Origin of the sequence: Lutimaribacter pacificus (assembly GCF_900142185.1) — a bacterium.
Classification (GTDB): domain Bacteria; phylum Pseudomonadota; class Alphaproteobacteria; order Rhodobacterales; family Rhodobacteraceae; genus Lutimaribacter; species Lutimaribacter pacificus.
The window spans coordinates 24,116-47,321 of the sequence record NZ_FQZZ01000002.1 but is presented as its reverse complement, the minus strand read 5'-3'; the positions used below and the strand labels follow the sequence as shown (position 1 = coordinate 47,321).

Sequence of the window (23,206 nt, the reverse complement as noted above, 5' to 3'; positions counted from 1 at the left end):
CTTACCCCAGCTTCAGGTTGTCGATGCCGATCAGGCGGTCATAGAGCCAATACAGGATCAGGATACCCGCCAGCAGCAGCGCCGCCAAAGCCGCAGCAAGCGACCAGTTGAGCGAGTTCTGCATGTGGAAGGCGATGAGGTTCGAAATCAGCTGCCCGTCGGCGCCCCCGACAAGGGCGGGCGTGATGTAATACCCGACCGCCAGGATGAAGACGAGCAGCGCGCCCGCCCCGATCCCCGGCACGGTCTGCGGGAAGTAGATGCGCCGGAACGCCGTCCAGCTTGTCGCGCCCAGACTGCGCGCGGCGCGCACATAGGACGGGTTGATCGGTCGCATCACGGAATAGAGCGGCAGCACCATGAAGGGCAGCAGGATATGCGTCATCGCGACCACGGTGCCGATCTGGTTATACATCATCTGCAGCCGGTTTTCGTCGCCCAGGATACCCATGCCCACCAGCGCGTCGTTCACGACGCCCTGGCTTTGCAGCAGCACCATCCAACTGGTCGTTCGCACCAGAAGCGATGTCCAGAACGGCAGCAGCACAAAGATCATCAGCAGGTTGGAATAGCGCAGCGGCAGCGTCGCCAGCAGATGCGCGATGGGATACGCCAGAAGGAAGGTCAGGAAGGTGATCAGCACCGACAGGAACAGCGTGCGGGTGAACAGCTTGATATAGATCTGGCGGTTCTGGTCCACGCTGACGATCTCGCCATCGACGTTCTTCGTCCGGTCCAGCGCGGCCAGGTAAAAGTTGAAGGTGTAGGCCGACGAGGCATCGCGCATCACGCGCCACAGCTCGGGGTCGGTCCATTCTTCGTCGACGTCCAGAAACGCCTCGCGGTAGGGCGGCTCCATCCGCTCGGCCGAACGCGCGGCCTTGGTGAACATCGAGCGCGAGCCGCCACGCTCGTAATTCACGCGGGTTCCGACCTGGCCGGGCGCGCGCAGTTCGCGCAGCAACAGGAAATCCTGGTGCAGCGCGGCAAAGGCGGCTTCGTCAGGCTCGGTTCCGGCGGAGTTCCCGTCGAACCACGCCTTGATATTCGTCATGATGGGGGTGCGGGTGCGGGTGCCGATATCCTCGTGCATCACGAACCCCTCGTTATAGACCGACTGATGCAGCATCTGCGCGATCGGCGTCACGAAGGTGATGAGGATAAAGGCCAGAAGCGGCAACACCAGCAGGAAGGCCTTGCGGCGCGCGCGCGCCTGGGCACGTTTCAGCGCCTCTTTCAGCGGCTTGCCGTCCGCCGTGGTCAGCATCTGCGGCTTTCCGTTCGCGGTCGCGTCGGTCATGTCCCTGTCATACCTTGTCCCGTTGGCGGGGCGGGCCTTGCGCGGCCCGCCCTTTTATCAGAACGGCCCCGACCGCGATGGCCGGGACCGGGGGCCGGCTTATTGCGCCAGCCAGGCGTTGAACCGCTCGTTCAGTTCGGCGTCCATATCGACCCAGAACTCGAAGTTGTTGACCAGCGCGTTTTCAAGGTTCTTGGCTGCGGTCGGCATATGCGGCGCCATCTCGGTCTTGCCGTCCGAATAGAGGCCCACCAGGTCGCCCGACGATTTGCGCGCGGGGCCGTAGCTGATCCAGCTTGCCTGGTCCGCAAGGCGCTGCGTGTCGGTCGAGAAGGCGATGAACTGCATCGCTTCTTCCAGGTTCGGTGCGCCCTTGGGCACCACGAACAGGTCGAAATCGAGGATCTGGCCGTCCCAGACGATTTCCAGCGGCTGGTTCTCGCCAACGGCGGCGTTGAAGATCCGGCCGTTATAGGCGGTCGACATAACCACCTCGCCGTCGGCCAGAAGCTGCGGCGGCTGCGCGCCGGCTTCCCACCAGACGATATCGCCCTTGATCGTGTCGAGCTTGGCAAAGGCGCGGTCGACGCCCTCGTCGGTTTCGAGCATGTCATAGACCTCGGCGGCGGGCACGCCATCGCCCATCAGGGCCATTTCCAGCGTGGCCTTGGCCGATTTGCGCAGCCCGCGCTTGCCGGGGAATGTTTCGGTGTCGAAGAAATCGGCGATCGTGGCCGGCGTGCCTTCGACGTTTTCCGAGTTGTAGGCGACGACGGTCGACCAAACGATGTTGGCCACCGCGCAATCCTGCAACGCGCCTTCGATGAAATCCTCGGTCGCCGGGGTGCCATCGGGCGCGGCGGGCAGGATGCCCACGTCGATCGGTTCAAGCAGGCCCTCGTCGCACAGGCGCACGGCGTCCGAGAATTCAACGTCGGCCACGTCGATCGACACGTTGCCGGCCTCGACCTGCGCCTTGATCGGCGTGGCGGGGTTGTCGGCATCGACCGAGTTCACCTTGATGCCGGTCTCGGCGGTGAAGGGTTTGTGATAGGCTTCGACCTGGCTCTTGGCATAGGCGCCACCCCAGGACATCACGGTGACTTCCTGCGCCTGCGCGGCAAAGCCGGCACCGGCCAGTGCCGTCGCCATAAGAACTGTTTTGAGTTTCATGTCATAACTCCCATAATTGCCCGTTTTGATTGTGTCGGAGGCGGCGTTACGGGCTGACCATCCGCCCCCCGGAGTTGTCCGCACCCCGGGGACCGGGGCGCGAAGCTTCTACCGCTCACGCATCCAGCGCGCGGCAATCCTGCGGCAGCCAGCCGATCTCGATCTGCTGGCCGGGTTCCGTTCGGACCTGATCGGGCGCGTTGCGGGTCTTGACGACGAAATCGTCATTGCCCGCCACCCGCAGACGGGTGCGGAATATGTCACCCATATAGATGAATTCCAGCACCTCGGCCTTGAGCGTATGGGCGCCTTTCTGCAGGCGGGCCTTGTTCATCTCGACCCGTTCGGGACGGATCGACACCCGCGTCCGGTCGCCCACCGAGGACACGTTGACCGGCTTGGCGTCGATAATCTCGCCGCTGTCCAGCCTGACCTCGCACAGGTCGCCCTTGATCTCGGTAATGACCCCTTCGAGCGTGTTGTTCTCGCCGATGAACTGCGCGACAAAGCTGTTTTGCGGCTCTTCGTACAGGGTGTCGGGCGCCGCAAGCTGCTGGATGCGGCCATCGTCGAACACGGCCACGCGGTCCGACATCGTCAGCGCCTCGGTCTGGTCGTGGGTCACGTAGACCGTGGTGATCCCCAGCTCATGCGCAAGGCGGGTGATCTCGAACTGCATATGTTCGCGCAACTGCTTGTCCAGCGCGCCCAGCGGCTCGTCCATCAGCACCAGCTCGGGCTCGAACACCAGCGCGCGGGCGAGGGCGATCCGCTGCTGCTGCCCGCCGGACAACTGCGCCGGACGGCGGTTGCCGAACCGGCCCATCTGCACCATGTCGAGCGCGCGCTTGATCTTTTCCTCGCGCGTCGACTTGTCGATGCCGCGCACCTCGAGCGGAAAGCTGAGGTTCTCGGCCACCGTCATGTGCGGAAACAGCGCGTAGTTCTGGAACACCATGCCGATCCCGCGCTTGTGCGGCGGAATGTTGTTGATCGGCTTGCCGCCCAGAAGGATCTCGCCATGCGTTGCGGTTTCGAACCCGGCCAGCATCATCAGGCAGGTCGTCTTGCCGGACCCTGACGGCCCCAGCATGGTCAGGAATTCGCCGCGCGGCATGGAAAGGTTCAGGTCTTTGACGACAAGTGTCTCGCCGTCATAGCTTTTCTGTACGCGGTCAAAGACCACGAACACGTCGTCACGATTTACGTCAGCCAAACGTGGCTCCCCGTTTTTTTAGCTTGCAGGTGGTCCTGCTTCTTATTTTCCAGAGCCGACTAAAGCGCCTCTTGGCCGGTCATGCAACAGCGGGCTGCTATTTTCCGGTCAATCGCGCGCCAAATGCCCAAAAGCTGTTCACAGGGCTTGGACTCCGCCTGCCAGGATGGTGCAAAGGGACTGCGCATGGTCGTTTCTGGCCCAGAATCGCGCCACCAGATTTGTCAAAAACGACCCTGTTGCGACATTAAAAGACGAGGATCATATGACGGACAAGGATATCCCCTTCAGCCCCAGGGAATACGCACGCCGCATCGCCAGGACGCGGAAGGCAATGGAGCAGGCGGGGATCGACATCCTTTTCGTCACCGATCCGTCCAACATGGCATGGCTGACCTCTTATGACGGATGGTCCTTTTACGTGCACCAGGGCGTGATCCTGCGCCACGAGGGCGATCCGATCTGGTGGGGCCGCGGCATGGACGGCAACGGCGCGCGCCGCACCGTCTGGATGACCGAGGACCATATCCGCCCCTATCCCGATAATTTCGTGCAATCGACCGAACGCCACGCGATGCAGCACCTGGGCACGCTGCTGGCGGAACTCGGCGGCGAAAAGGCGCGGATCGGGGTCGAGATGGAGAATTATTACTACTCCGCCAAGGCACACATGACGCTCGACGCGACGCTGCCGCAGGCGACGCTTGTCGATGCCACCGGGCTGGTGAACTGGCAGCGCGGCATCAAATCCGACGAAGAGATCGGTTTCATGCGCCGCGCGGCGCGGATCACCGAAACCATGATCGACGGCGCCATCGCCCGCGCCCGCCCCGGCCTGCGCAAGAACGAACTGGTCGCGGCGATCTACAACGATGCGTTGACGGGTGTCGGCGACGACTGGGGCGATTACCCCGCGATCGTGCCGATGTGCCCGTCGGGCGCGGATTCCAGTGCGCCGCATATCACCTGGAACGGCGACCAGATGCAGTATGACCAGTGCACCTTTTTCGAACTGGCCGGCGTCTATCGCCGCTATCACACGCCGTTCTGCCGCACCGTCTGGCTGGGCACTCCCCCGGACGAGGCACGCCGCGCCGAAGAGGCGCTGATCGAGGGGCTGGAGGCCGGGCTGGACGCCGCCCGCGCCGGCAACCGCGCCTGCGATATCGCCGAGGCGCTGGGTGCCGCCCTGACGAAGGCGGGCATCGAACGCGGGGCGCGCTGCGGCTATCCCATCGGCCTGTCCTATCCGCCCGACTGGGGCGAACGCACGGTCTCCCTGCGCTCCGAGGACGAAACCGTGCTGGAACCGGGCATGACCTTCCACTTCATGCCCGGCCTGTGGATGAAGGACTGGGGGCTTGAGATCACCGAGTCGATCCTGATCACCGAGGATGGCCCGGCCGAAACCTTCTGCAACCGCCCCCGGCAGCTTTTCGTCAAGGAATAACCGGGGTCGGTCGTTGCCGGCAAAAGGCCGATGCCTCCGGCGGGAGTATTTCGGGAACGATGAAACACGCTGCGCGCCAGCCTTGATACGCCCGGCTCTTCATCGTTCTGCAAATACTCCCGCCGGAGGCGGCCGTTACGTCAGCTTGCCGCCACCCACAGGCCCTGTTCCCTGACCTGGGCCATCGCCTCGTCCAGCGATTTCCAGGCGCGTTCGATCAGGGTGTCGGCCTCTTCGGGCTGCATCACCAGCGGCGGGCTGATGATCATGCGGTCGCCCACGTGCCGCATCACCAGGTTGTTGGCGAAACAGCGTTCGCGCGTGATATACCCCACGGTGCCGGGGTCCGAGGCAAAGCGGGCGCGGCTGTCCTTGTGCGGGGTCAGCGCGATGGAGCCCATCATGCCGACGATCCTGGCCTCGCCGACCATCGGGTGATCGGTCAGGGTCTGCCATTTCGCGGCCATGTGCGGCCCGATCACGTCGCGGACATGACCGACGATGTTTTCCTCTTCCATGATCCGCAGGTTTTCCAGCGCCACGGCGGCGGCGACCGGGTGGGCGGAATAGGTGTAGCCGTGGTTGAATTCGCATTTGCCGATCACTTCGGCGATGCGGTCGGACACGATCGAGCCGCCGATCGGCTGATAGCCCGAGGACAGGCCCTTGGCGATGGTCATGATATCGGGCTGCCAGCCCACGGTCTGCGAGCCGAACCAGTTACCGGTGCGGCCGAACCCGCAGATCACCTCGTCGGCGATCAGCAGGATATCGTTTTCGCGGCAGATGCGCTGAATCTCGGGCCAGTAGGTTTCGGGCGGCACGATCACGCCGCCAGCGCCCTGCACGGGTTCCGCGATGAAGGCGGCCACCTTGTCGGCGCCGATATCGTGGATCGCCTGTTCCAGCTGGCGCGCGCGTTCCAGGCCGAACTCGGCGGGCGACATGGCGCCGCCTTCGGCCCACCAGTCGGGCTGGCCGATATGGTGAATGCCCGGAATCGGCAGGCCGCCCTGCGCGTGCATCGCTGCCATGCCGCCAAGGCTGCCGCTGCCGACGGACGAGCCGTGATAGGCGTTCCTGCGGCTGATGATGACGCTTTTCTCGGGTTTGCCCAGTTCGGCCCAATAGGTGCGCACCATGCGGATATTGGTGTCGTTCGCCTCGGACCCCGAACCGGCATAGAACACGTGGTTCAGATCGCCCGGCGCGACCTCGGCCAGCTTCTGGCTGAGCGCGATGGCGGGCACGTGGGTCGTCATGAAGAAGGTGTTGTAATAGGGCAGTTCGCGCATCTGACGGGCCGCGACCTCGGCCAGCCGATCACGGCCATAGCCGATATTCACGCACCACAGCCCCGCCATCCCGTCCAAAATCCGGTTGCCTTCGCTGTCGTGAATCCAGACGCCTTCGGCACGGGTGATGACGCGGGCCCCGCGCGCGGCAAGATCGCCCTGGGTGGAAAACGGGTGCATGTGATGCGCGGCATCCAGCGCCTGCAACTCGGCTGTGGGCATGTGATTGGTGATCTGGGTCATGGCGGCCTCTTGTTCGGGAAGGATCGCGCGCGTCGCGCGTGTTGTCGCCAGAATATGATCAAATTTCAGCCTGTCAATCGAATCACCCGTTCCGGGCGCCGCGTTCCAGCATCGCGCGAATATGCTCCATGCCCTGCAACATATCCTCGCGCATGGCGCGCGCCGCACCCTCGGCATCACCCGTGCGCATGCAATCCATCAGCGCGCGGTGCTTGTCGGGTTGGTTCTGCGTGCCGACGCGCCCGATCATCACCCGCAGGGAGGGGCCGAAGCGCAGCCACAGCCGCTCGGCCATCTCGGCCAGGATCGGTGCGTCGGCGATATGGTAAATCCTTTCGTGGAAACGATAATTCTGCCGCAGATAGGCGTGCAGCTCGCCCTGTTCGATGGCGGCGTCCAGCGCCGCGTCAATCCGCGCGAGATGGGTCAGATCCTCGGCCGTCGCCCGTTCGGTCGCGCGCAGGGCGAGATGCGATTCCAGCCATTGCCGGGCAAAGATGATTTCGGTCACGTTGGCGGCGGTCAGTTGCGGCACGGTCACGCGGCGGTTGCCCTGGAACTGCAGCGCGCCTTCCGAGATCAGGCGGCGGATCGCTTCGCGTACCGGCGTCATGCCGGCACCCAATCGGGTGCACAAACCCTGGATCGTCACCGCCTCGCCCGGAGCGATTTCACCGAAAAGGATTAGTTCGCGCAGCTGGCCATAGATCACCTGATGCGCCGGGGTGCCGGCGCTGCCCGCATTCGGGGCGCCTGTTTTCTGGGCCAGATCGTTCATGTCAGAGGATTTCCCTTGGCTGCTGTGCGCGCTCTCTTGCGAGTTTAGCGGTGTCGTGAAAACATTTCCATATTGTCCGACGGGGCAAGATATGATCAAATTTCAGGTCAAGGACGAAAGATCCATGACCAACGGGAGAAAACACATGATGAAACGCTTGACGACCATGACCGCCGCCTGCGCCCTGCTGGCAGGAGCCGCGGCCGCAGAAGAGGTCCGCGTTTACAACTGGTCCGATTATATCGACGAGGAACTGCTGGAAAAGTTCGAGCAGGAAACCGGAATCGACCTGATCTATGACGTGTTCGACAGTAACGAGGTTCTGGAAACCAAGATGCTGGCCGGCGGCTCGGGCTATGACGTCGTGGTGCCCACCGGCACCTTCCTGCAGCGGCAGATCGTCGCCGGCGCGTTCCAGAAGCTCGATCCGTCGAAGCTGCCGAACCTCGAAAACATGTGGGATGTCGTTTCGCAACGGACCGAACAATACGACCCCGACAACGCCTATTCGATCAACTACATGTGGGGCACGACCGGGCTGGGCGTGAATGTCGGCAAGGTTCAGGAAGTGCTGGGCGAGGATGCGCCGATCGACAGCTGGGACCTGGTGTTCAAGCCCGAGAACATGGAAAAACTCGCCGCGTGCGGGGTGCATTTCCTTGACGCCCCGGCCGAGATGATCCCCGCCGCGCTGAAATTTATCGGCGAGGACCCCAACAGCCATGATGATGACGTGATCGCCAAGATCGAGCCTGTCTATGCCGCAGTCCGCCCGTATATCCAGAAATTCCACAGCTCGGAATACATCAACGCACTGGCCAATGGCGATATCTGCGTTGCGGTCGGCTGGTCGGGCGACATCCTGCAGGCCCGCGACCGCGCAGATGAGGCCGAAAACGGTGTCGAGATCGTTTATAACGCGCCGAAGGAAGGCGCGCAGATGTGGTTCGACCAGATGGCCATCCCCGTCGATGCGCCGAACCCCGACGGTGCGCACAAGTTCCTGAACTTCATCATGGACGCGCAGAACATGGCCGCCGCCTCGAACTACGTCTATTATGCCAACGGCAACAAGGCATCGCAGGAATACCTGATCGAGGACGTGATCGGCGACCCGGCGATCTATCCGTCGGAAGAGGCGCTGAACAACCTCTTCACCACCACGCCCTATGACGCGCGCACCCAGCGCACCGTCACGCGCCTGTGGACAAAGATCAAGTCGGGCATCTGAGGCCCTGATTTCCCGGCCCGCGCGCACCCCGCGCGGGCCTTTCTCTGACAAGGACCGGGAATGGCTCAAACCGTCTTTGCCCCTTGGGACGACCCCAACGAAAAACCGCTTATCCAGTTCCGCAACGTCACCAAGCGGTTCGGTGACTTCACCGCCATCGACAATCTTTCGCAGGATATCTATGCGCGCGAATTCTTTGCGCTGCTGGGCCCGTCGGGCTGCGGAAAGACCACGATGATGCGGATGCTGGCCGGCTTCGAAACCCCGACCGAAGGGCAGATCCTGATCGCCGGGCAGGACATGGCGGGCGTGTCGCCGAACAAGCGCCCGGTGAACATGATGTTCCAGTCTTACGCGCTGTTTCCGCATATTTCGGTCTGGGAAAACATCGCCTTCGGCCTGAAACGCGAGGGTATGGAAAAGGCGAAGATCGACGCCCGCGTGACCGAAATGCTGCGCCTGACCCGGCTGGAACGGTTCGCCCGGCGCAAGCCGCACCAGATTTCCGGCGGGCAGCGGCAGCGCGTGGCACTGGCGCGCAGCCTTGCCAAGGCGCCCAAGCTTTTGCTGCTGGACGAACCGCTGGGCGCGCTGGACGCCAAGCTGCGGCAGGACACGCAGTTCGAGCTGATGGACATCCAGGAAAAGACAGGCACGACCTTCGTCATCGTCACCCACGACCAGGAAGAGGCGATGACCGTCGCCAGCCGCGTCGCGGTGATGGACGAGGGGCAGATCATGCAGGTCGCTACGCCGGCGGTGATCTACGAGCAGCCCAATTCCGTCTACGTGGCCGATTTCATCGGTGACGTGAACATCATCGAAGGCGCGGCCACCCCGCAAGGCGACGGTTACGACATCGCCTGGGCCGAAGGGCAGCCGGTGCTGCACGTCAAGACCGGCAAGAGTTTTGCGCCGGGGCAGAAATGTTTCCTGGCGATCCGGCCGGAAAAGGTGGGTATCTCGGCCGAGGAACCGACCGACGCCGCCAACAAGGTGCAGGGCCAGATCATCGACATCGCCTATCTGGGCAACCTCAGCACCTATCACGTGCAACTGGCCGACGGCACGATGATGAAGGCCCAGATCGCCAACACCCGCCGCCTGTCGCGCCGCAGCCTGACATGGGAGGATCACGTCTGGCTAAGCTGGACCGACACCGCCCCCGTGCTGCTGGAGTCGTGACGGATGCGGCGGCTGGTCCTCATATCGGTGCCGTATCTGTGGCTGCTGGCGCTGTTCCTGATCCCGTTCCTGATCGTGCTGAAAATCAGCCTGTCGGACACCGCGCTGGCCATCCCGCCCTACCTGCCCACGCTGGACCTGTCCGAGGGCTGGGTCGGCATAAAGGCGTTCTTTGCCGAGCTCGATTTCGAGAATTTCCGGTTCCTGACCGAGGATGACCTTTACTGGAAGGCATATCTCAGCTCGCTGCAAATCGCCGCGATATCGACCCTGCTGACGCTGCTGGTGGGCTATCCCATCGCCTATGGCATGGCGATGGCGCCCGACCAGTGGCGGCCCACGCTGATGATGCTGGTGATCCTGCCGTTCTGGACCAGTTTCCTGATCCGCGTCTATTCCTGGATGGGCATCCTGTCGTCCGAGGGCGTGCTGAACCAGTTCCTGTCATGGATCGGCCTGATCGACCAGCCGCTGACGATCCTGAACACCAATACCGCGGTCTATATCGGCATCGTCTATACCTATCTGCCCTTCATGATCCTGCCGATCTATGCGACGCTGGAAAAGCTGGACGGTTCGCTACTGGAGGCGGCCGAGGATCTGGGCTGTTCGCGCCTGTCGGCGTTCTGGCTGGTCACCATCCCGCTGTCGAAACAGGGCATCATCGCGGGCTGTTTCCTTGTCTTCATCCCCGTCATAGGCGAATTCGTGATCCCGTCGCTGCTGGGCGGGTCGGGCACGCTGATGATCGGCAAGGTGCTGTGGGAGGAATTCTTCAACAACCGCGACTGGCCGGTGGCCAGCGCCGTGGCGGTCCTGTTGCTGCTGATCCTGATCATCCCGATCATCCTGTTCCAGCGCAACGAACAGAAACAACGCGAGAGAGAGGGGTAAGCCATGCGCCGCATGACCTGGTTCAACGCCACCTCCCTTACGCTGGGCTTTGCCTTTCTGTACCTGCCGATGGTGATCCTGGTGATCTACAGCTTCAATGAATCCAAGCTGGTGACGGTCTGGGCGGGGTTCAGCACGAAATGGTATGGTGAACTCCTCCGTAACGAGGCGTTCCTGGATGCCGCCTGGGTCACGGTTCAGGTGGCTGTCGCATCCTCGACCATCGCGACGGTTCTCGGCACGATGGCGGCCTATGTGCTGGTGCGCGCGGGGCGGTTTCATGGCCGCACGCTGTTTTCCGGCATGATCTATGCGCCGCTGGTGATGCCCGAGGTGATCACCGGCCTGTCGCTGTTGCTGCTGTTCATCGGTATCGGGCTGGACCGGGGGATTTTGACCATCATCCTGGCGCATACCACCTTTTCGATGTGCTATGTCTCGGTCGTCGTGTCCTCGCGGCTGGTCGGTTTCGACCGCTCGCTGGAAGAGGCGGCGCTGGATCTGGGCTGCACGCCGTTCGAATCCTTCCGCCTTGTCACGCTGCCGATCATCGCGCCGGCCGTTATCTCGGGCTGGCTGCTGGCCTTTACGCTGTCGCTGGACGACCTGGTGATCGCCAGCTTTACCGCCGGGCCGTCGGCCACGACCCTGCCGATCAAGATCTTCTCGGCGGTGCGGCTGGGCGTCAGCCCCGAGATCAACGCACTGTCCACGATCATGATCGCCATCGTGACGGTGGGGGTCATCACCGCCTCGGTCATCTCGAAACGGGCCACCCTGATGCAGCAGCGCGACGAACAGGCCGCCGCCCGCACCGCATGAGGCATATCTTCAGCGACCACGCCTATGGCCCTGCCCCCGTGGCAGGCAATTATTGGGCCGAAACAGTGCCTGATTCCGCCCTGATGCGCCCATCCGCAACCGGCGATATCCGCGCCGATGTGGCGGTGATCGGGGCCGGGTTCACAGGGCTTTCCGCCGCGCTGCACCTGGCGCAGGCCGGGGCCGATGTGGTGGTTGTCGACGCGCAGCATCCCGGCTGGGGCGCGTCCGGGCGCAATGGCGGGTTCTGCTGCCTTGGCGGGGCCAAGGCCGACGACGCCATGATCCGCCGCCAGTTCGGCGAGGCCGCGCGCGCCGACTGGCGCCGGACCGAGGCCGATGCCATCGCCCTTGTCGCCGACCTGCTGAACCGCCACGGCATCGACGCCGACACCCATTCAAGGGGCGAAACCCTGCTGGCCCATTCCCCCGCAGCCATGCGCGGGATCGAGGCCGAGGCCGGCAACGCGACACGCGATTACGGCGTAACCCCGACCCTGCACGATGCGGGCGATCTCGACCGGTTGGGCCTGTCGGGTCCGTTTCACGGCGGGGCCACGCTGCCGCTGGGCTTTGCCCTGAACCCCCGGAAATACCTGAACGGCCTTCTTCTGTCGGCCGAGGCCGCAGGCGCCCGCATCCATGGTCAAAGCCCGGTCATTCGCATCGGGGAAGAGGGTGAAAACCAGTCTCTGACCCTGCCCAACGGACGCATACTGGCCCGTCGCCTGATCCTGGCGACGAACGGCTACAGCTCCGAGGATGTGCCGGGCTGGATGGCCGCGCGCTATATGCCGGCGCAATCGAACGTGCTGGTCACCCGCCCGCTGACCGGGGCCGAGACACAGGCCGCGGGATGGACCAGCGCGCAGATGGCGTTCGATTCACGGGTGTTGCTGCACTATTTCCGCCTGATGCCCGACAACCGTTTCCTGTTCGGGCGGCGGGGCGGGCTGATGTCGTCGCCCCGCGCCGATGCCGCCGCGATCCGCACCACGCGGCAGCATTTCGAAACCATGTTCCCCGCCTGGGCCCATGTCGAAAGCCCGCATAACTGGTCGGGCATGGTATGCCTGTCGGCCGGCCTTGTGCCGTATTGCGGGCCGATTCCGGGCCTGCGGAACAGCTTTGCCGGCTTCGCCTATCACGGCAACGGCGTGGCGATGGGCAGCTATACCGGCGCGCTGCTGGCCGATCTGGCGCTTGGGCGCACACCCGAACGCCGCTATCCCGCGATCATGCAAGCCCCGGCCAAACGCTTTCCGCTGGGACAGTTCCGCCGCGCGATCATGCCCGCAATCTATGCGATGGCCGCGATCAGGGACCGGCTGTCCTGAGCTTCATCGTTCTTGAAATACTCACTGCCACACCACCCGCGCCCCGCGCTAGCCTTGCGGGGTCATGCCCTGCCGCGCCTTGTCGCGTTTCAATCCCAGCGCATGCTCGCGCCAGATGATCGCGACACCCGCCATGACCACCAGCCCCGCACCGATCAGCATCTGTACCGTCGGCACTTCGGAAAACACGAAATACCCGATCAGGATCGCCATCAGCATCGAGGCGTAATCGAACGGCGCCACGACGCTGGCATCGGCATAACGATAGGCCGAGGTCAGGAAGATCTGCCCGGTGCCGCCCAGCAGCCCCGCCAGCACCAGCAGGCCCGCCTCCCAAGGGGAGGGGACGACCCAGCCAAAGGGCAGGGTCAGCAGCGACAGCGCCGTCGAAGTCAGCGAGAAATAGAACACGATGGCCGATGTCTGCTCGCTCTGCACCAGTTTGCGCACGTAGATCTGCGCCAGCGCCGCGCAGACCGCGCCCATCAGTACCAGCATCGCGCCCAGCGCCTCGGTGCTTGCCACCTGTTCACCGGAAAAGACGGTCAGGCGCGGCGACAGCACGATCAGAACCCCCGCAAGGCCCAGCGCGACCGAGGCAAGGCGGAAGGCGCGCACATCCTCGCCCAAAAACATCGCGGCGAAGATCACCGTCAGCAGCGGCGCGGCGTATCCAAGCGCCGTAACCTCGGGCAAGGGCAGCAGACCGAGCCCCGCAAACATCAACCCCATCGCGCAGGTGCCCGCGAAACCGCGCCAGAAATGCGCAAGGCGTGACTGCACATGCAGCCCCGTTGCCAGGTCGCCCCGCATCCACAGCCAGGCAAAGATCACCGGAATGGCGAAAAAGGACCGGAAGAATACCGCCTGCCCCGGCGGCACGTGATCCGCCGTGGCCTTGATCAGCGAGGACATCACGATGAACAGCGTGACGGACCCCAGTTTGAAGAATATGCCCTTGATCGGCTGCATGTCGAAAACCCCGGACAGGCAAGACCGCTGGACCGGCCCTGCACCCTATGGCACTACAACACCAAAGACGCAGGGGAAACCAGATGGCCAATCCGCTTTACGACACGCTTTTCGCCCGCCATGCAGGGCGTGACACGGTATTTCTGCATCTGCCCGATGGCGGCACGCTGACCCACGATGCCTTTTTGCGCATGACCGCGCGGTTTGCCCATCAGATCGCGCGGTTCGGGCTGGAACCGGGCGACCGGCTGGCGGTGCAGGTCGGCAAGTCGCCCGAGGCGCTGGCCGTCTATGCCGCCTGCGCCCAGACCGGCGTGATCTTTCTGCCGCTCAACACCGCCTATACGCCGGCCGAGGTGTCCTATTTCCTGGAGAACAGCGGGGCACGGCTATTTCTCTGCGATGGCAGGAACGCCGGGGCGCTGGCACCCGTCACCGAAAAGGCCGGCGTGCGGCAGGAGGTTCTGAACGCCGACGGCAGCGGCAGCTTTGCCGATGCGGCCGCGGGCAACCCCGAGGAATTCGAGACTGTTCCACGGCAAAAGGACGATTTGGCGGCGTTTCTTTATACGTCGGGAACGACGGGGCGGTCGAAGGGCGCGATGCTGACGCAGGACAATCTGCTGTCGAATGCACAGGTGCTGAGCGATTACTGGCGCTTCACGTCGGATGACGTTCTGCTGCACGCGCTGCCGATCTTTCACACCCACGGGCTGTTCGTGGCCACGAATATCTGCCTGCTCACGGGCGCGCAGATGATCTTTTACCCCGGTTTCGATGCCGGGGCGGTGATCCGCGACATGCCGCGTGCCACGTCGATGATGGGCGTGCCCACCTTTTACACCCGCCTTCTGGATCGGGACGATTTCACCGTCGATGTGGCACGGAACATGCGGCTGTTCATTTCCGGGTCAGCCCCGTTGCTGGCCGAAACGCACCGCGCGTTCGAGGCGCGCACGGGCCATCGCATCCTTGAGCGTTACGGCATGACCGAAACCAATATGAACACCTCGAACCCCTACGAGGGTGAGCGCCGCGCCGGCACCGTGGGATTTCCGCTGCCGGGTGTCGAGCTGAAGGTCTGCGATGAGGCCGGGAACGAACTGCCCCAGGGTGAAATAGGCACGATCGAGGTGCGCGGTCCCAACGTGTTCAAGGGCTATTGGCAGATGCCGGAAAAGACGGCCGAGGAGTTGCGCGAAAACGGGTTCTTCATCACCGGCGACCTGGGGATGATCGACAAGGATGGCTATGTCACCATCGTGGGGCGCGGCAAGGATCTGATCATTTCCGGCGGCTACAACATCTATCCCAAGGAGATCGAACTGGTGCTGGACCAGGCGCCCGGCGTGCTGGAAAGCGCGGTGATCGGCGTGTCGCATCCCGATTTCGGCGAAACGCCGGTGGGCATCCTGGCCCGCCGCCCCGGAGAAGAACCCGATTGCGACGCGATCATGGCCGGGCTTGGCGACAGCCTTGCCCGGTTCAAGCATCCCCGCGACCTGGTGGTGGTGGACACGCTGCCGCGCAATACGATGGGCAAGGTGCAAAAGAACGTGCTGCGCGACGCATACAAAGGCCTGTTTCAGCCGGAATAGAGCCTTTTCAGGGTGATGGCCCGCTTGTGACAACAGGGCGCCTTGCCGCGCCCGGGCCTGCGTGACAGACCAGTTTCGGATCAGCCGGAGGCCCGACCATGCAGATGCCCATCCCCCTGACGCGCGATATCGTTCTGGTCGGCGGCGGACACACCCATGCGCTGGTGCTGCGGAAATGGGGGATGGACCCGCTGCCCGGCGTGCGGCTGACGGTCATCAACCCCGGCCCCACCGCGCCCTATTCCGGTATGCTGCCCGGCCATATCGCGGGCCATTACACCCGTGAAGAGCTTGAGATCGACCTGGTGCGGCTGGCCCGGTTCGCGGGTGCACGCGTCATCATCGACCGGGCGGTGGGTATCGACCGTGACAAGAGACTGATTCACCTGAAAAAGCGGCCCCCGGTCGCCTACGACATTGCCTCGGTCGATATCGGCATTACTGCCGAAATGCCCCGTCTGCCGGGGTTTGCCGACCATGCGACGGGCGCCAAGCCGCTCGATCTCTATTCCGAGCGCTGGCGGCGCTTTCGGGCCGGGGTGGCGAAAGGCGAAAGCCTGCCCGCCGTTGCCGTGATCGGCGGCGGTGTTGCGGGGGTCGAGCTGTCGATGGCGATGGGCCACGCGCTGCGGCAGGACGGGGCGGTGCCCGAGATCACCGTGATCGAAGGCACCGGCGGCATCACCGGCGTTCCGCCCGCGACGGGCCGCAAGCTGCAGAAAGAAATGGCAAGGCAAGGTATCCGTTTTCTTGCCAACACGCGGGTCGAGGCCGTGACCGACGCGGGCGTGACCCTGCCGGATGGCGGCACGGTATCCGCCGCGCTGGTCGTCGGGGCGGCGGGGGCCTATCCGCACCCGTGGCTGTCAAACACCGACCTGCCGTTGACAGACGGGTTCATCAATATCGACGAAACGCTGCAGGTGCAGGGCAATCCGGCGCTGTTCGCCTGCGGGGATTGCGCGCATATGGCCGCCCATCCCCGCCCCAAGGCGGGGGTTTTCGCCGTGCGCGCCGCGCCGGTCCTGCATGACAACCTGCGCGCGGCGGTGACCGGCCGGCCGCTGCGCCGGTTCAGGCCGCAAAGGGACTATCTGAAGCTTATTTCGCTGGGCGGGAAATCGGCGCTGGCCGAAAAGCTGGGCTTTGCCGTTGCAGGCCCGCTGCTGTGGCGGTGGAAGAACCGGATCGACACGAAATTCATGCAAAGCCTCGATGACCTGCCGCAGATGGCCCCGCCCGCGCGGCCCGAACAGATGGCGGATGGTGTCGCGGCGATCCTGGACGACAAGCCGCTATGCGGCGGTTGCGGGGCCAAGGTGGGCAGCGATGTTCTGAAACAGGCTCTGACACGGCTGAAAATGCCGGCACGCGGCGACATCTTGACCGGGCCGGGGGACGATGCGGCGGTGTTGCAGGTCGGGGGGCAGCGGCAGGTCATCACCACCGATCACCTGCGCGCCTTCATCGACGATCCCTGGCTGATGGCGCGGATCGCGGCGGTGCACGCGCTTGGCGATATCTGGGCGATGGGCGCCCGGCCGCAGGCGGCGCTGGCGCAGGTCATCCTGCCGCGCATGTCGCCCGAGTTGCAGGCCCGCACGATGGACGAGGTCATGGGCGCGGCGAATGATGTCTTTACCGCCGCCGGTGCGGCCATTGTCGGCGGGCATTCCACCATGGGCAGCGAACTGACGGTCGGGTTCTCGATCACCGGACTGGCCGAGGCCCCGCCGATCACCGTGGCAGGCGCCCGTCCCGGCGACACGCTGATCCTGACGCGGCCGATCGGCAGCGGCACGATCCTGGCCGCCGACATGCTGCGTGCGGCGAACGGGCGGCATGTCGCGGCGATGCTGGAGGAAATGGCGCGCACGCAGGGCGATGCCGCCGAAATTCTGGGCGGCGCGCATGCGATGACCGATGTCACCGGTTTCGGGCTTGCCGGGCATTTGATGGCGATTTGCCGGGCATCGGGCGTGTCGGCCACGCTGATCCTCGATGCCATCCCGACCTATCAGGGCGCAGTGGAACTGGCAGAGCAGGGGCATTATTCGACCCTGTTCCAGCCCAACCGCGATGCCGCGCCGGTCTTTGGCCCGGACAGCCCCAAGGCACGCCTGCTGCACGACCCGCAAACGGCAGGAGGGTTCCTGGCGGCGGTGCCGGAGGACCGGGCCGAAGGGTTGGTGGCGAAACTGGTGGATCGGGGGCACCGTGCGGCGCTGATCGGCAGGTTGGGCGACGGCCCGGCCGGTATCACCCTGCAATAGACAGGATTCGCGCCACGGCCGCGCGCAGGCTGTCATCGTCCAGCGCGGGCAGGTCGATGGGCGTTTCATGTTCCGCCCTCTCCCCGGCATTTTTCAGATAGCGGGGATCGTAATGCGCCCCGATCAACTCGGCGGCAAGCGCCTGAAAAGCGCGTTCGGCGGCAAGCGCCTGCCAGTCCTCGATCCGCTTCGCAGCGTGATAGGGCCTGAGAGCGTCCAGCGTGGCGGCCAGCCGGTTGGCATCTTCAGTCACGTCCGCATAGGCGCGGACCAGATAGGCCGCCCGCTCGGCCACGGGCGCGCGCAGGGCGATGCGCGGGGCGCGCTGCATGGCGTGCCACAGGGCGGGCGGGATCAGCAGGTCACCCACCTTGTTGCTTTCGGCCTCGACGAACAGGGCCTTGGCCGGATCGGATTGCGCCAGTGCCATGGCAATACGCGATTCAAACATCTTTTGCGCCGGCTGCTCGCCCACCGCCCCGAAGAGGGAGCCACGGTGGTTCGCCATCCCTTCAAGGTCGATCACCTGGGCGCCGGCCTGATCGAGAAGCGCCAGTATCCGGGTCTTGGCCGTGCCGGTTCCGCCGTCGATCAGAACGATACGATGCGGCACTGTTTCACCGTAAAGCGCCTGCACAATCAGCCGCCGGTAGGATTTGTAACCGCCCTGGATCACGTCGGCACGCCAGCCGATCTGCTGCAGGATCGAGGTGAAGGAACCCGATCGCTGCCCACCCCGCCAGCAATAGACCAGTGGGCGCCATCCGCCGGTTCGGTCGGCCAGCGGCCCCTGAAGGTGCCGCGCCGCGTTCCGGGCGACCAGCGCGGCGCCCACCTTGCGCGCCTTGAACGGGTCTTCCTGCTTGTAGATCGTACCGACCAGCGCACGCTCGTCATTGTCCAGCGCGGGCAGGTTGATCGCTCCGGGGATATGGTCCTCGGCGAATTCGGCGGGGGATCGCACATCGATCACCTCGTCAAACGGCAGGTGGGCCAGATCGGTCAGGGATGAAAGCGCAACAGGCATGGAATCCAGATGCCACAGCGCCCGCGCCTTGGCCAGACGGGACATGCGTACCCGATCTCAATTGCCGATTAATATTTGCAAATGCATTTATTTGTCCATATTGTGCCCCCGATGCACCGACGGGCCGCCAGGCCCGCCAAAAGGCAGGGCGCAAGACGTCCACATACAGTCCGGTCAAGAGGTTGGGTACATGACGGAACACCGCGAAATCACCGCCGAGGCATCGCCGCGGCTTGGGGACATGGGGCTTGAGAATTTCGCGCCCTACCTGATGAACCGCATCATGGGGCGGTATAACGCCTCCCTGCGCGACGAGATGGCGGCGCTGGGGCTGACCACGCCGCAAATGCGCTCGCTGGCGGTGTTGTCGGTGGTCGACGGTATATTGATCCGCGAGCTGGCGGTTTACGCGGTGGTCGAGCAGTCGACGCTGTCGCGCGCGCTGGACAGTCTGGCGCGCGAGGATCTGATCCGGCGCGAAACCGACAGCACCGACAACCGCGCCACCCGCGTCTACCTGACCGATGCGGGCCGCGCCGCCTATGACCGGCTGTGGCCGCACATGGCGGACAGCCATGCCCAGATGTTCAAGGGCATTCCAGCCGATGAACAGCGTGCCCTTGTCGGCACGCTGCAAAAGATCCTGCGCAACGTGCGGGTTCACGATTTCTGAGGGGGACAGATGGCGGAACGCTCATTCAAGGCCGAGGTCGCGCATCTTCGCAAGGGCGATGGCGATACCTTTACCGGAGAGGGCATCCTGGCCCTGACCAAGGCGCTGCTGGAAAATGGCGTCGGGTATGTCGGCGGTTACCAGGGCGCGCCGATTTCCCACCTGATGGACGTTCTGGCCGATGCCGAAGACCTGATGTCGGAACTGGACGTGCGATTCGAGGCGAATGCGTCCGAGGCCGCCGCCGCCGCCATGCTGGCGGCCAGCGTGCATTATCCCATTCGCGGGGCGGTGACGTTCAAAGGGTCGGTCGGCATCAACGTGGCATCCGACGCGCTGGCCAACCTTGCCTCCTCGGGCGTGAATGGCGGCGCGCTGGTCATCGTGGGCGAGGATTACGGCGAAGGCAGCTCGATCATGCAGGAGCGCAGCCACGCATTCGCCATGAAATCGCAGTTCTGGCTGCTCGATCCGCGGCCCAACCTGCGCTCGATCGTCAAGGCGGTGGGCGACGGTTTCGAACTGAGCGAGGCCAGCAACACCCCCGTGATGCTGATGGTGCGCATCCGGGCGTGCCACGTGACCGGCAGCTTTGCCACGCGCGACAACAAGCGCCCCAACCTTTCGGTGCGTGACGCGCTGTCGAATCCGCAAAAGGATTTTTCCCGCGTGGTGCTGCCGCCGATGTCCTATATGCATGAACAGGACAAGGTTAAGAAACGCTGGCCGGCGGCCGGGAAATACATCATGGAACATGGCCTGAACGAACGTTTCGGGCCGGAACAGAGCCGCATCGGCATCATTTGCCAGGGCGGCATGTATAACGGCGTGGTCCGCGCGCTGCAGCGGCTGGGGCTGGCCGACATCTATGGCCAGACCGACATTCCGATCTATTGCCTGAACGTGACCTACCCACTGGTGCGCGACGAATTCATGGCCTTCGCCGAAGGAAAAGAGGCCGTTCTTGTCATCGAAGAGGGCCAGCCGGAATTCATCGAGCAGCAACTCGGCTCGATGCTCTATCGTGCCGGTTCAACGGTGAAACTGCATGGCAAGGACATGCTGCCGCTGGCGGGCGAATATACCGGGCAGGTGATGCTGGACGGTGTGGCCGCGTTCCTGAAGGAACACGCATCCGATATGCTGCCCGGCGCGGTTCTGGCCCCGAACGAACCGAAACCCGAAATTCCCGACCTGTCCGGCACCGTGCCGATCCGCCCGCCGGGCTTCTGCACCGGCTGCCCGGAACGCCCCATATTCGCCGCGATGAAGCTGGTGCAGCAGGAACTGGGCCAGCACCAGATCTCGGGCGATATCGGCTGTCACCTGTTCGCCTCGCTGCCGCCGTTCGAGATCGGCGGGCAGACGATGGGCTATGGCCTTGGCCCGGCGTCGAACGCCGCCTTCGATGGCGGCGGGGAAAGGCGCGCGATCTCGATCCTGGGGGATGGCGGATTCTGGCATAACGGGCTCAGTTCCTCGATCGGGAACATGGTGTTCAACAAATCCGACAGCGTGGCGATCATCGTCGACAATTACTATTCCGCCGCCACCGGCGGGCAGGACATCCTGTCGTCACGGGCGCAGAACGACACGAAGTCGACGAACAATCCCATTTCCAAGGCGCTGAAAGGCGTGGGCGTCGAATGGGTGCGCCAGATCGACCGCACCTATGACGTGCCGAAGATGCGCGAGGTCATACATGAGGCGCTGACCACCGAATACGACGGGCCCAAGGTGATCGTTGCCAGCTCGGAATGTATGCTGAACCGCCAGCGCCGCGAAAAGCCGCTGAAGAAAAAGGCCATCGCGGACGGCCGTCGTGTCGAAGCGCCCCGTTTCGGGGTCGATGAGGACGTGTGCACCGGCGATCACGCCTGTATCCGGCTGTCGGGCTGCCCGTCGCTGTCGCTGAAAACGCTGGACGATCCGCTGCGCGACGATCCGGTAGCCAGCATCGACCAGACTTGCGTGGGCTGCGGCAATTGCGGCGAGGTGGCCGATGCCGCCGTGTTGTGCCCCAGCTTTTACCGCGCGGATGTGGTGCATAACCCCGCCGGATTCGAAAGATGGTGGGCCGGCAAGCGCAAGGCGGTGATCGGCTGGCTGCAGGCGCGGCGCGATGCCAGGCGCCTCGACGTGACGGAGGTGGCGTGATGAACGCAGAGACAGGCATTTCCGGGGCACTGGCCCAGCGCACGCCGGATGAACGGCTGGCCGGCATCATCAAGCTGGCGGTCATGGCCGTGGGCGGCCAGGGCGGCGGGGTTCTGACCGGCTGGATCGAATCGCTGGCGCGCGCGCAGGGTTATGCCTGCCAGGCCACAAGCGTTGCGGGCGTGGCGCAGCGCACCGGGGCCACGATCTATTACGTCGAAATGGCCCCGAAAGAAGAGGGCCAGCCCGATCCGGTGTTTTCGCTGGCGCCGGCATCGGGCGATGTGGACATCCTGATCGCCGCCGAGATGATGGAGGCCGGGCGCGCCATCATGCGCGGCTTTGTCACGCCGGACCGCACGACCCTGATCGCATCGACCCACAGGGCGCTGGCGGTGTCGGAAAAGATGGCGCCCGGCGACGGCATCGCCGATGCAGACGAGGTGCGCGCAGCCGCCGAAATCGCCGCCGCGCGTGTGATCATGGGCGACATGGAACAGGCGGCGGTGCAGCAGGGCTCGGTCATCTCTGCCTCGCTTTTCGGGGCGCTGGCCGGCTCGGGCACCCTGCCCTTCGAGCGCACGGCATTCGAGGACGCGATCCGCGCCAGCGGCAAGGGGGTCGAGGCCAGCCTGCGCGCCTTTGCCGCCGGATACGAGGCCGCGCAGAACCCGGAAGACGGTGATGCACCATCCGCCCAACCGCAGGCAAAGCCGGGCACAGGCGCAAAGGGGCCGGACGCGGCCCTGAAAAAATGGGAGGCGCTGGCCGCCCGCGCAAACGCCCTGCCCGCGCCGGTGGCCGAAATGGCCCTGCCCGGGCTGCGCAAGGTTGTGAATTTTCAGGACGCGGATTACGGCGCGGCCTATCTGGACAGAATCGAGACTATTCTTGCCCGGGACAGCGCTGAAAAGGGCCATGAGCTGACCCGCGAGGCCGCGAAATACGTGGCGAACGCGATGGCCTATGACGACATCATTCGCGTGGCCGACCTGAAGACCCGCGCGCGACGGTTCGACCGTATCCGCACCGAGATGGGAGCCGGTGACGGTCAGGTGCTACACCTGACCGAGTTCCTGCACCCCCGCGCCGAGGAAATCGCCGGGATGCTGCCCGCCCGTATGGGCGCACGGATCGAGGCCGATCCAAAATGGATGGCGCGGCTGGACCGCTGGTTCAACAAGGGGCGCCGGATGCGCACCGACAGCCTGCGCGCGTTCGTGATGCTCTATGTCGTCGGCGGCTTGAAAGGCTGGCGGCTGAAAACCCATCGCCACGCGATCGAGGTGGCGCATCTGGATCGCTGGCTGGAAACCGCGCTGGCGCACCTGCCCGACCGCTATGGCATGGCGATCGAGATCATCCGCTGCCGGCGCCTGATCAAGGGCTATTCCGACACCCACGCGCGGGGGCTGTCGAAATTCGACCGCGTGCTGGAAGGCGCCGCACTGGTCGCCGGGCGCAAGGACGGGCCCGGCTGGGTTGCCCGCCTGCGCGAGGCCGCGTTGCAGGACGAGGAGGGCACGGCGCTGGATGGCGCGTTAAATACAATCCGATCCTTCGTCTAAGACGGTATTGCGAC

Annotated in this window: 18 protein-coding genes; 11 read left to right on the top strand and 7 right to left on the bottom strand. The window is 64.4% G+C overall.

The window, feature by feature from the left end:
• Position 1: 1 nt before the first annotated feature.
• The 3 genes from F3H87_RS06225 to F3H87_RS06215 form a co-directional block, all read right to left on the bottom strand.
• On the bottom strand, positions 2 to 1,300 hold the full coding sequence (locus F3H87_RS06225; RefSeq protein WP_223227989.1) for an ABC transporter permease: 1,299 nt from the start codon (positions 1,298 to 1,300) through the stop codon (positions 2 to 4).
• A 99-nt stretch (positions 1,301 to 1,399) separates the two neighbouring features.
• Positions 1,400 to 2,473 carry an ABC transporter substrate-binding protein gene (locus F3H87_RS06220; protein ID WP_149787730.1) on the bottom strand — a complete coding sequence of 358 codons (1,074 nt, stop codon included), beginning with the start codon at positions 2,471 to 2,473 and terminating at the stop codon, positions 1,400 to 1,402.
• A 115-nt stretch (positions 2,474 to 2,588) separates the two neighbouring features.
• The gene (locus F3H87_RS06215; RefSeq protein ID WP_149787729.1) at positions 2,589 to 3,689 is read right to left on the bottom strand and encodes an ABC transporter ATP-binding protein; all 1,101 of its coding nucleotides are present in this window, start codon (positions 3,687 to 3,689) and stop codon (positions 2,589 to 2,591) included.
• A 265-nt stretch (positions 3,690 to 3,954) separates the two neighbouring features.
• Between F3H87_RS06215 and F3H87_RS06210 the strand changes: the two genes are divergently transcribed.
• Positions 3,955 to 5,139 carry a M24 family metallopeptidase gene (locus F3H87_RS06210; protein WP_149787728.1) on the top strand — a complete coding sequence of 395 codons (1,185 nt, stop codon included), beginning with the start codon at positions 3,955 to 3,957 and terminating at the stop codon, positions 5,137 to 5,139.
• A 140-nt stretch (positions 5,140 to 5,279) separates the two neighbouring features.
• On the opposite strand, the gene F3H87_RS06205 is transcribed toward F3H87_RS06210, so the two are convergent.
• Complete coding sequence (locus F3H87_RS06205) at positions 5,280 to 6,677, bottom strand: aspartate aminotransferase family protein (protein WP_149787727.1); 1,398 nt, start codon at positions 6,675 to 6,677, stop codon at positions 5,280 to 5,282.
• A gap of 82 nt (positions 6,678 to 6,759) precedes the next feature.
• Complete coding sequence (locus tag F3H87_RS06200; protein ID WP_149787726.1) at positions 6,760 to 7,455, bottom strand: GntR family transcriptional regulator; 696 nt, start codon at positions 7,453 to 7,455, stop codon at positions 6,760 to 6,762.
• A 145-nt stretch (positions 7,456 to 7,600) separates the two neighbouring features.
• Here F3H87_RS06200 and F3H87_RS06195 point away from each other — a divergent pair, with 145 nt between their 5' ends.
• The 5 genes from F3H87_RS06195 to F3H87_RS06175 all read left to right on the top strand — a co-directional run bounded on the left by F3H87_RS06195 (position 7,601) and on the right by F3H87_RS06175 (position 12,924).
• A complete protein-coding gene (locus tag F3H87_RS06195; protein ID WP_149787725.1) occupies positions 7,601 to 8,686 on the top strand; it encodes a polyamine ABC transporter substrate-binding protein in 1,086 nt (361 codons plus the stop codon).
• A 60-nt stretch (positions 8,687 to 8,746) separates the two neighbouring features.
• Positions 8,747 to 9,871, top strand: coding sequence for an ABC transporter ATP-binding protein (locus tag F3H87_RS06190; RefSeq protein ID WP_149787724.1), 1,125 nt, complete (start codon positions 8,747 to 8,749; stop codon positions 9,869 to 9,871).
• 3 nt (positions 9,872 to 9,874) lie between these two features.
• The gene (locus F3H87_RS06185; RefSeq protein ID WP_149787723.1) at positions 9,875 to 10,765 is read left to right on the top strand and encodes an ABC transporter permease subunit; all 891 of its coding nucleotides are present in this window, start codon (positions 9,875 to 9,877) and stop codon (positions 10,763 to 10,765) included.
• Positions 10,766 to 10,768: 3 nt separating this feature from the next.
• Positions 10,769 to 11,587, top strand: a complete 819-nt coding sequence (locus tag F3H87_RS06180) for an ABC transporter permease (RefSeq protein ID WP_149787722.1) — start codon at positions 10,769 to 10,771, stop codon at positions 11,585 to 11,587.
• 83 nt (positions 11,588 to 11,670) lie between these two features.
• Positions 11,671 to 12,924 (top strand): NAD(P)/FAD-dependent oxidoreductase, encoded by a 1,254-nt coding sequence (locus F3H87_RS06175; protein WP_317511117.1) that lies wholly within the window; start codon positions 11,671 to 11,673, stop codon positions 12,922 to 12,924.
• Positions 12,925 to 12,972: 48 nt separating this feature from the next.
• Here the strand turns inward: F3H87_RS06175 and F3H87_RS06170 are convergent, their stop codons facing one another.
• Positions 12,973 to 13,896, bottom strand: a complete 924-nt coding sequence (locus F3H87_RS06170; protein ID WP_149787720.1) for a DMT family transporter — start codon at positions 13,894 to 13,896, stop codon at positions 12,973 to 12,975.
• 83 nt (positions 13,897 to 13,979) lie between these two features.
• Here F3H87_RS06170 and F3H87_RS06165 point away from each other — a divergent pair, with 83 nt between their 5' ends.
• Together F3H87_RS06165 and selD are read left to right on the top strand one after the other, a co-directional pair.
• Complete coding sequence (locus tag F3H87_RS06165; protein ID WP_149787719.1) at positions 13,980 to 15,494, top strand: malonate--CoA ligase; 1,515 nt, start codon at positions 13,980 to 13,982, stop codon at positions 15,492 to 15,494.
• Between the two features lie 98 nt (positions 15,495 to 15,592).
• The gene (selD, locus tag F3H87_RS06160) at positions 15,593 to 17,767 is read left to right on the top strand and encodes a selenide, water dikinase SelD (protein ID WP_149787718.1); all 2,175 of its coding nucleotides are present in this window, start codon (positions 15,593 to 15,595) and stop codon (positions 17,765 to 17,767) included.
• On the opposite strand, the gene mnmH is transcribed toward selD, so the two are convergent.
• Positions 17,754 to 18,794: a tRNA 2-selenouridine(34) synthase MnmH gene (mnmH, locus tag F3H87_RS06155; protein WP_149788204.1), complete on the bottom strand. Its 1,041-nt coding sequence runs from the start codon at positions 18,792 to 18,794 to the stop codon at positions 17,754 to 17,756. The genes selD and mnmH overlap by 14 nt on opposite strands.
• 190 nt (positions 18,795 to 18,984) lie before the next feature.
• On the opposite strand from mnmH, the gene F3H87_RS06150 reads away from it, so the two are divergent.
• The 3 genes from F3H87_RS06150 to F3H87_RS06140 are packed head-to-tail and all read left to right on the top strand — an operon-like array spanning position 18,985 to position 23,192.
• Positions 18,985 to 19,467, top strand: coding sequence for a MarR family winged helix-turn-helix transcriptional regulator (locus F3H87_RS06150; protein WP_149787717.1), 483 nt, complete (start codon positions 18,985 to 18,987; stop codon positions 19,465 to 19,467).
• A 9-nt stretch (positions 19,468 to 19,476) separates the two neighbouring features.
• The gene (locus F3H87_RS06145) at positions 19,477 to 21,624 is read left to right on the top strand and encodes a thiamine pyrophosphate-dependent enzyme (protein WP_149787716.1); all 2,148 of its coding nucleotides are present in this window, start codon (positions 19,477 to 19,479) and stop codon (positions 21,622 to 21,624) included.
• Positions 21,624 to 23,192 carry an indolepyruvate oxidoreductase subunit beta family protein gene (locus tag F3H87_RS06140; RefSeq protein WP_149787715.1) on the top strand — a complete coding sequence of 523 codons (1,569 nt, stop codon included), beginning with the start codon at positions 21,624 to 21,626 and terminating at the stop codon, positions 23,190 to 23,192. The genes F3H87_RS06145 and F3H87_RS06140 overlap by 1 nt, the downstream gene beginning before the upstream one ends.
• Positions 23,193 to 23,206 lie beyond the last annotated feature (14 nt).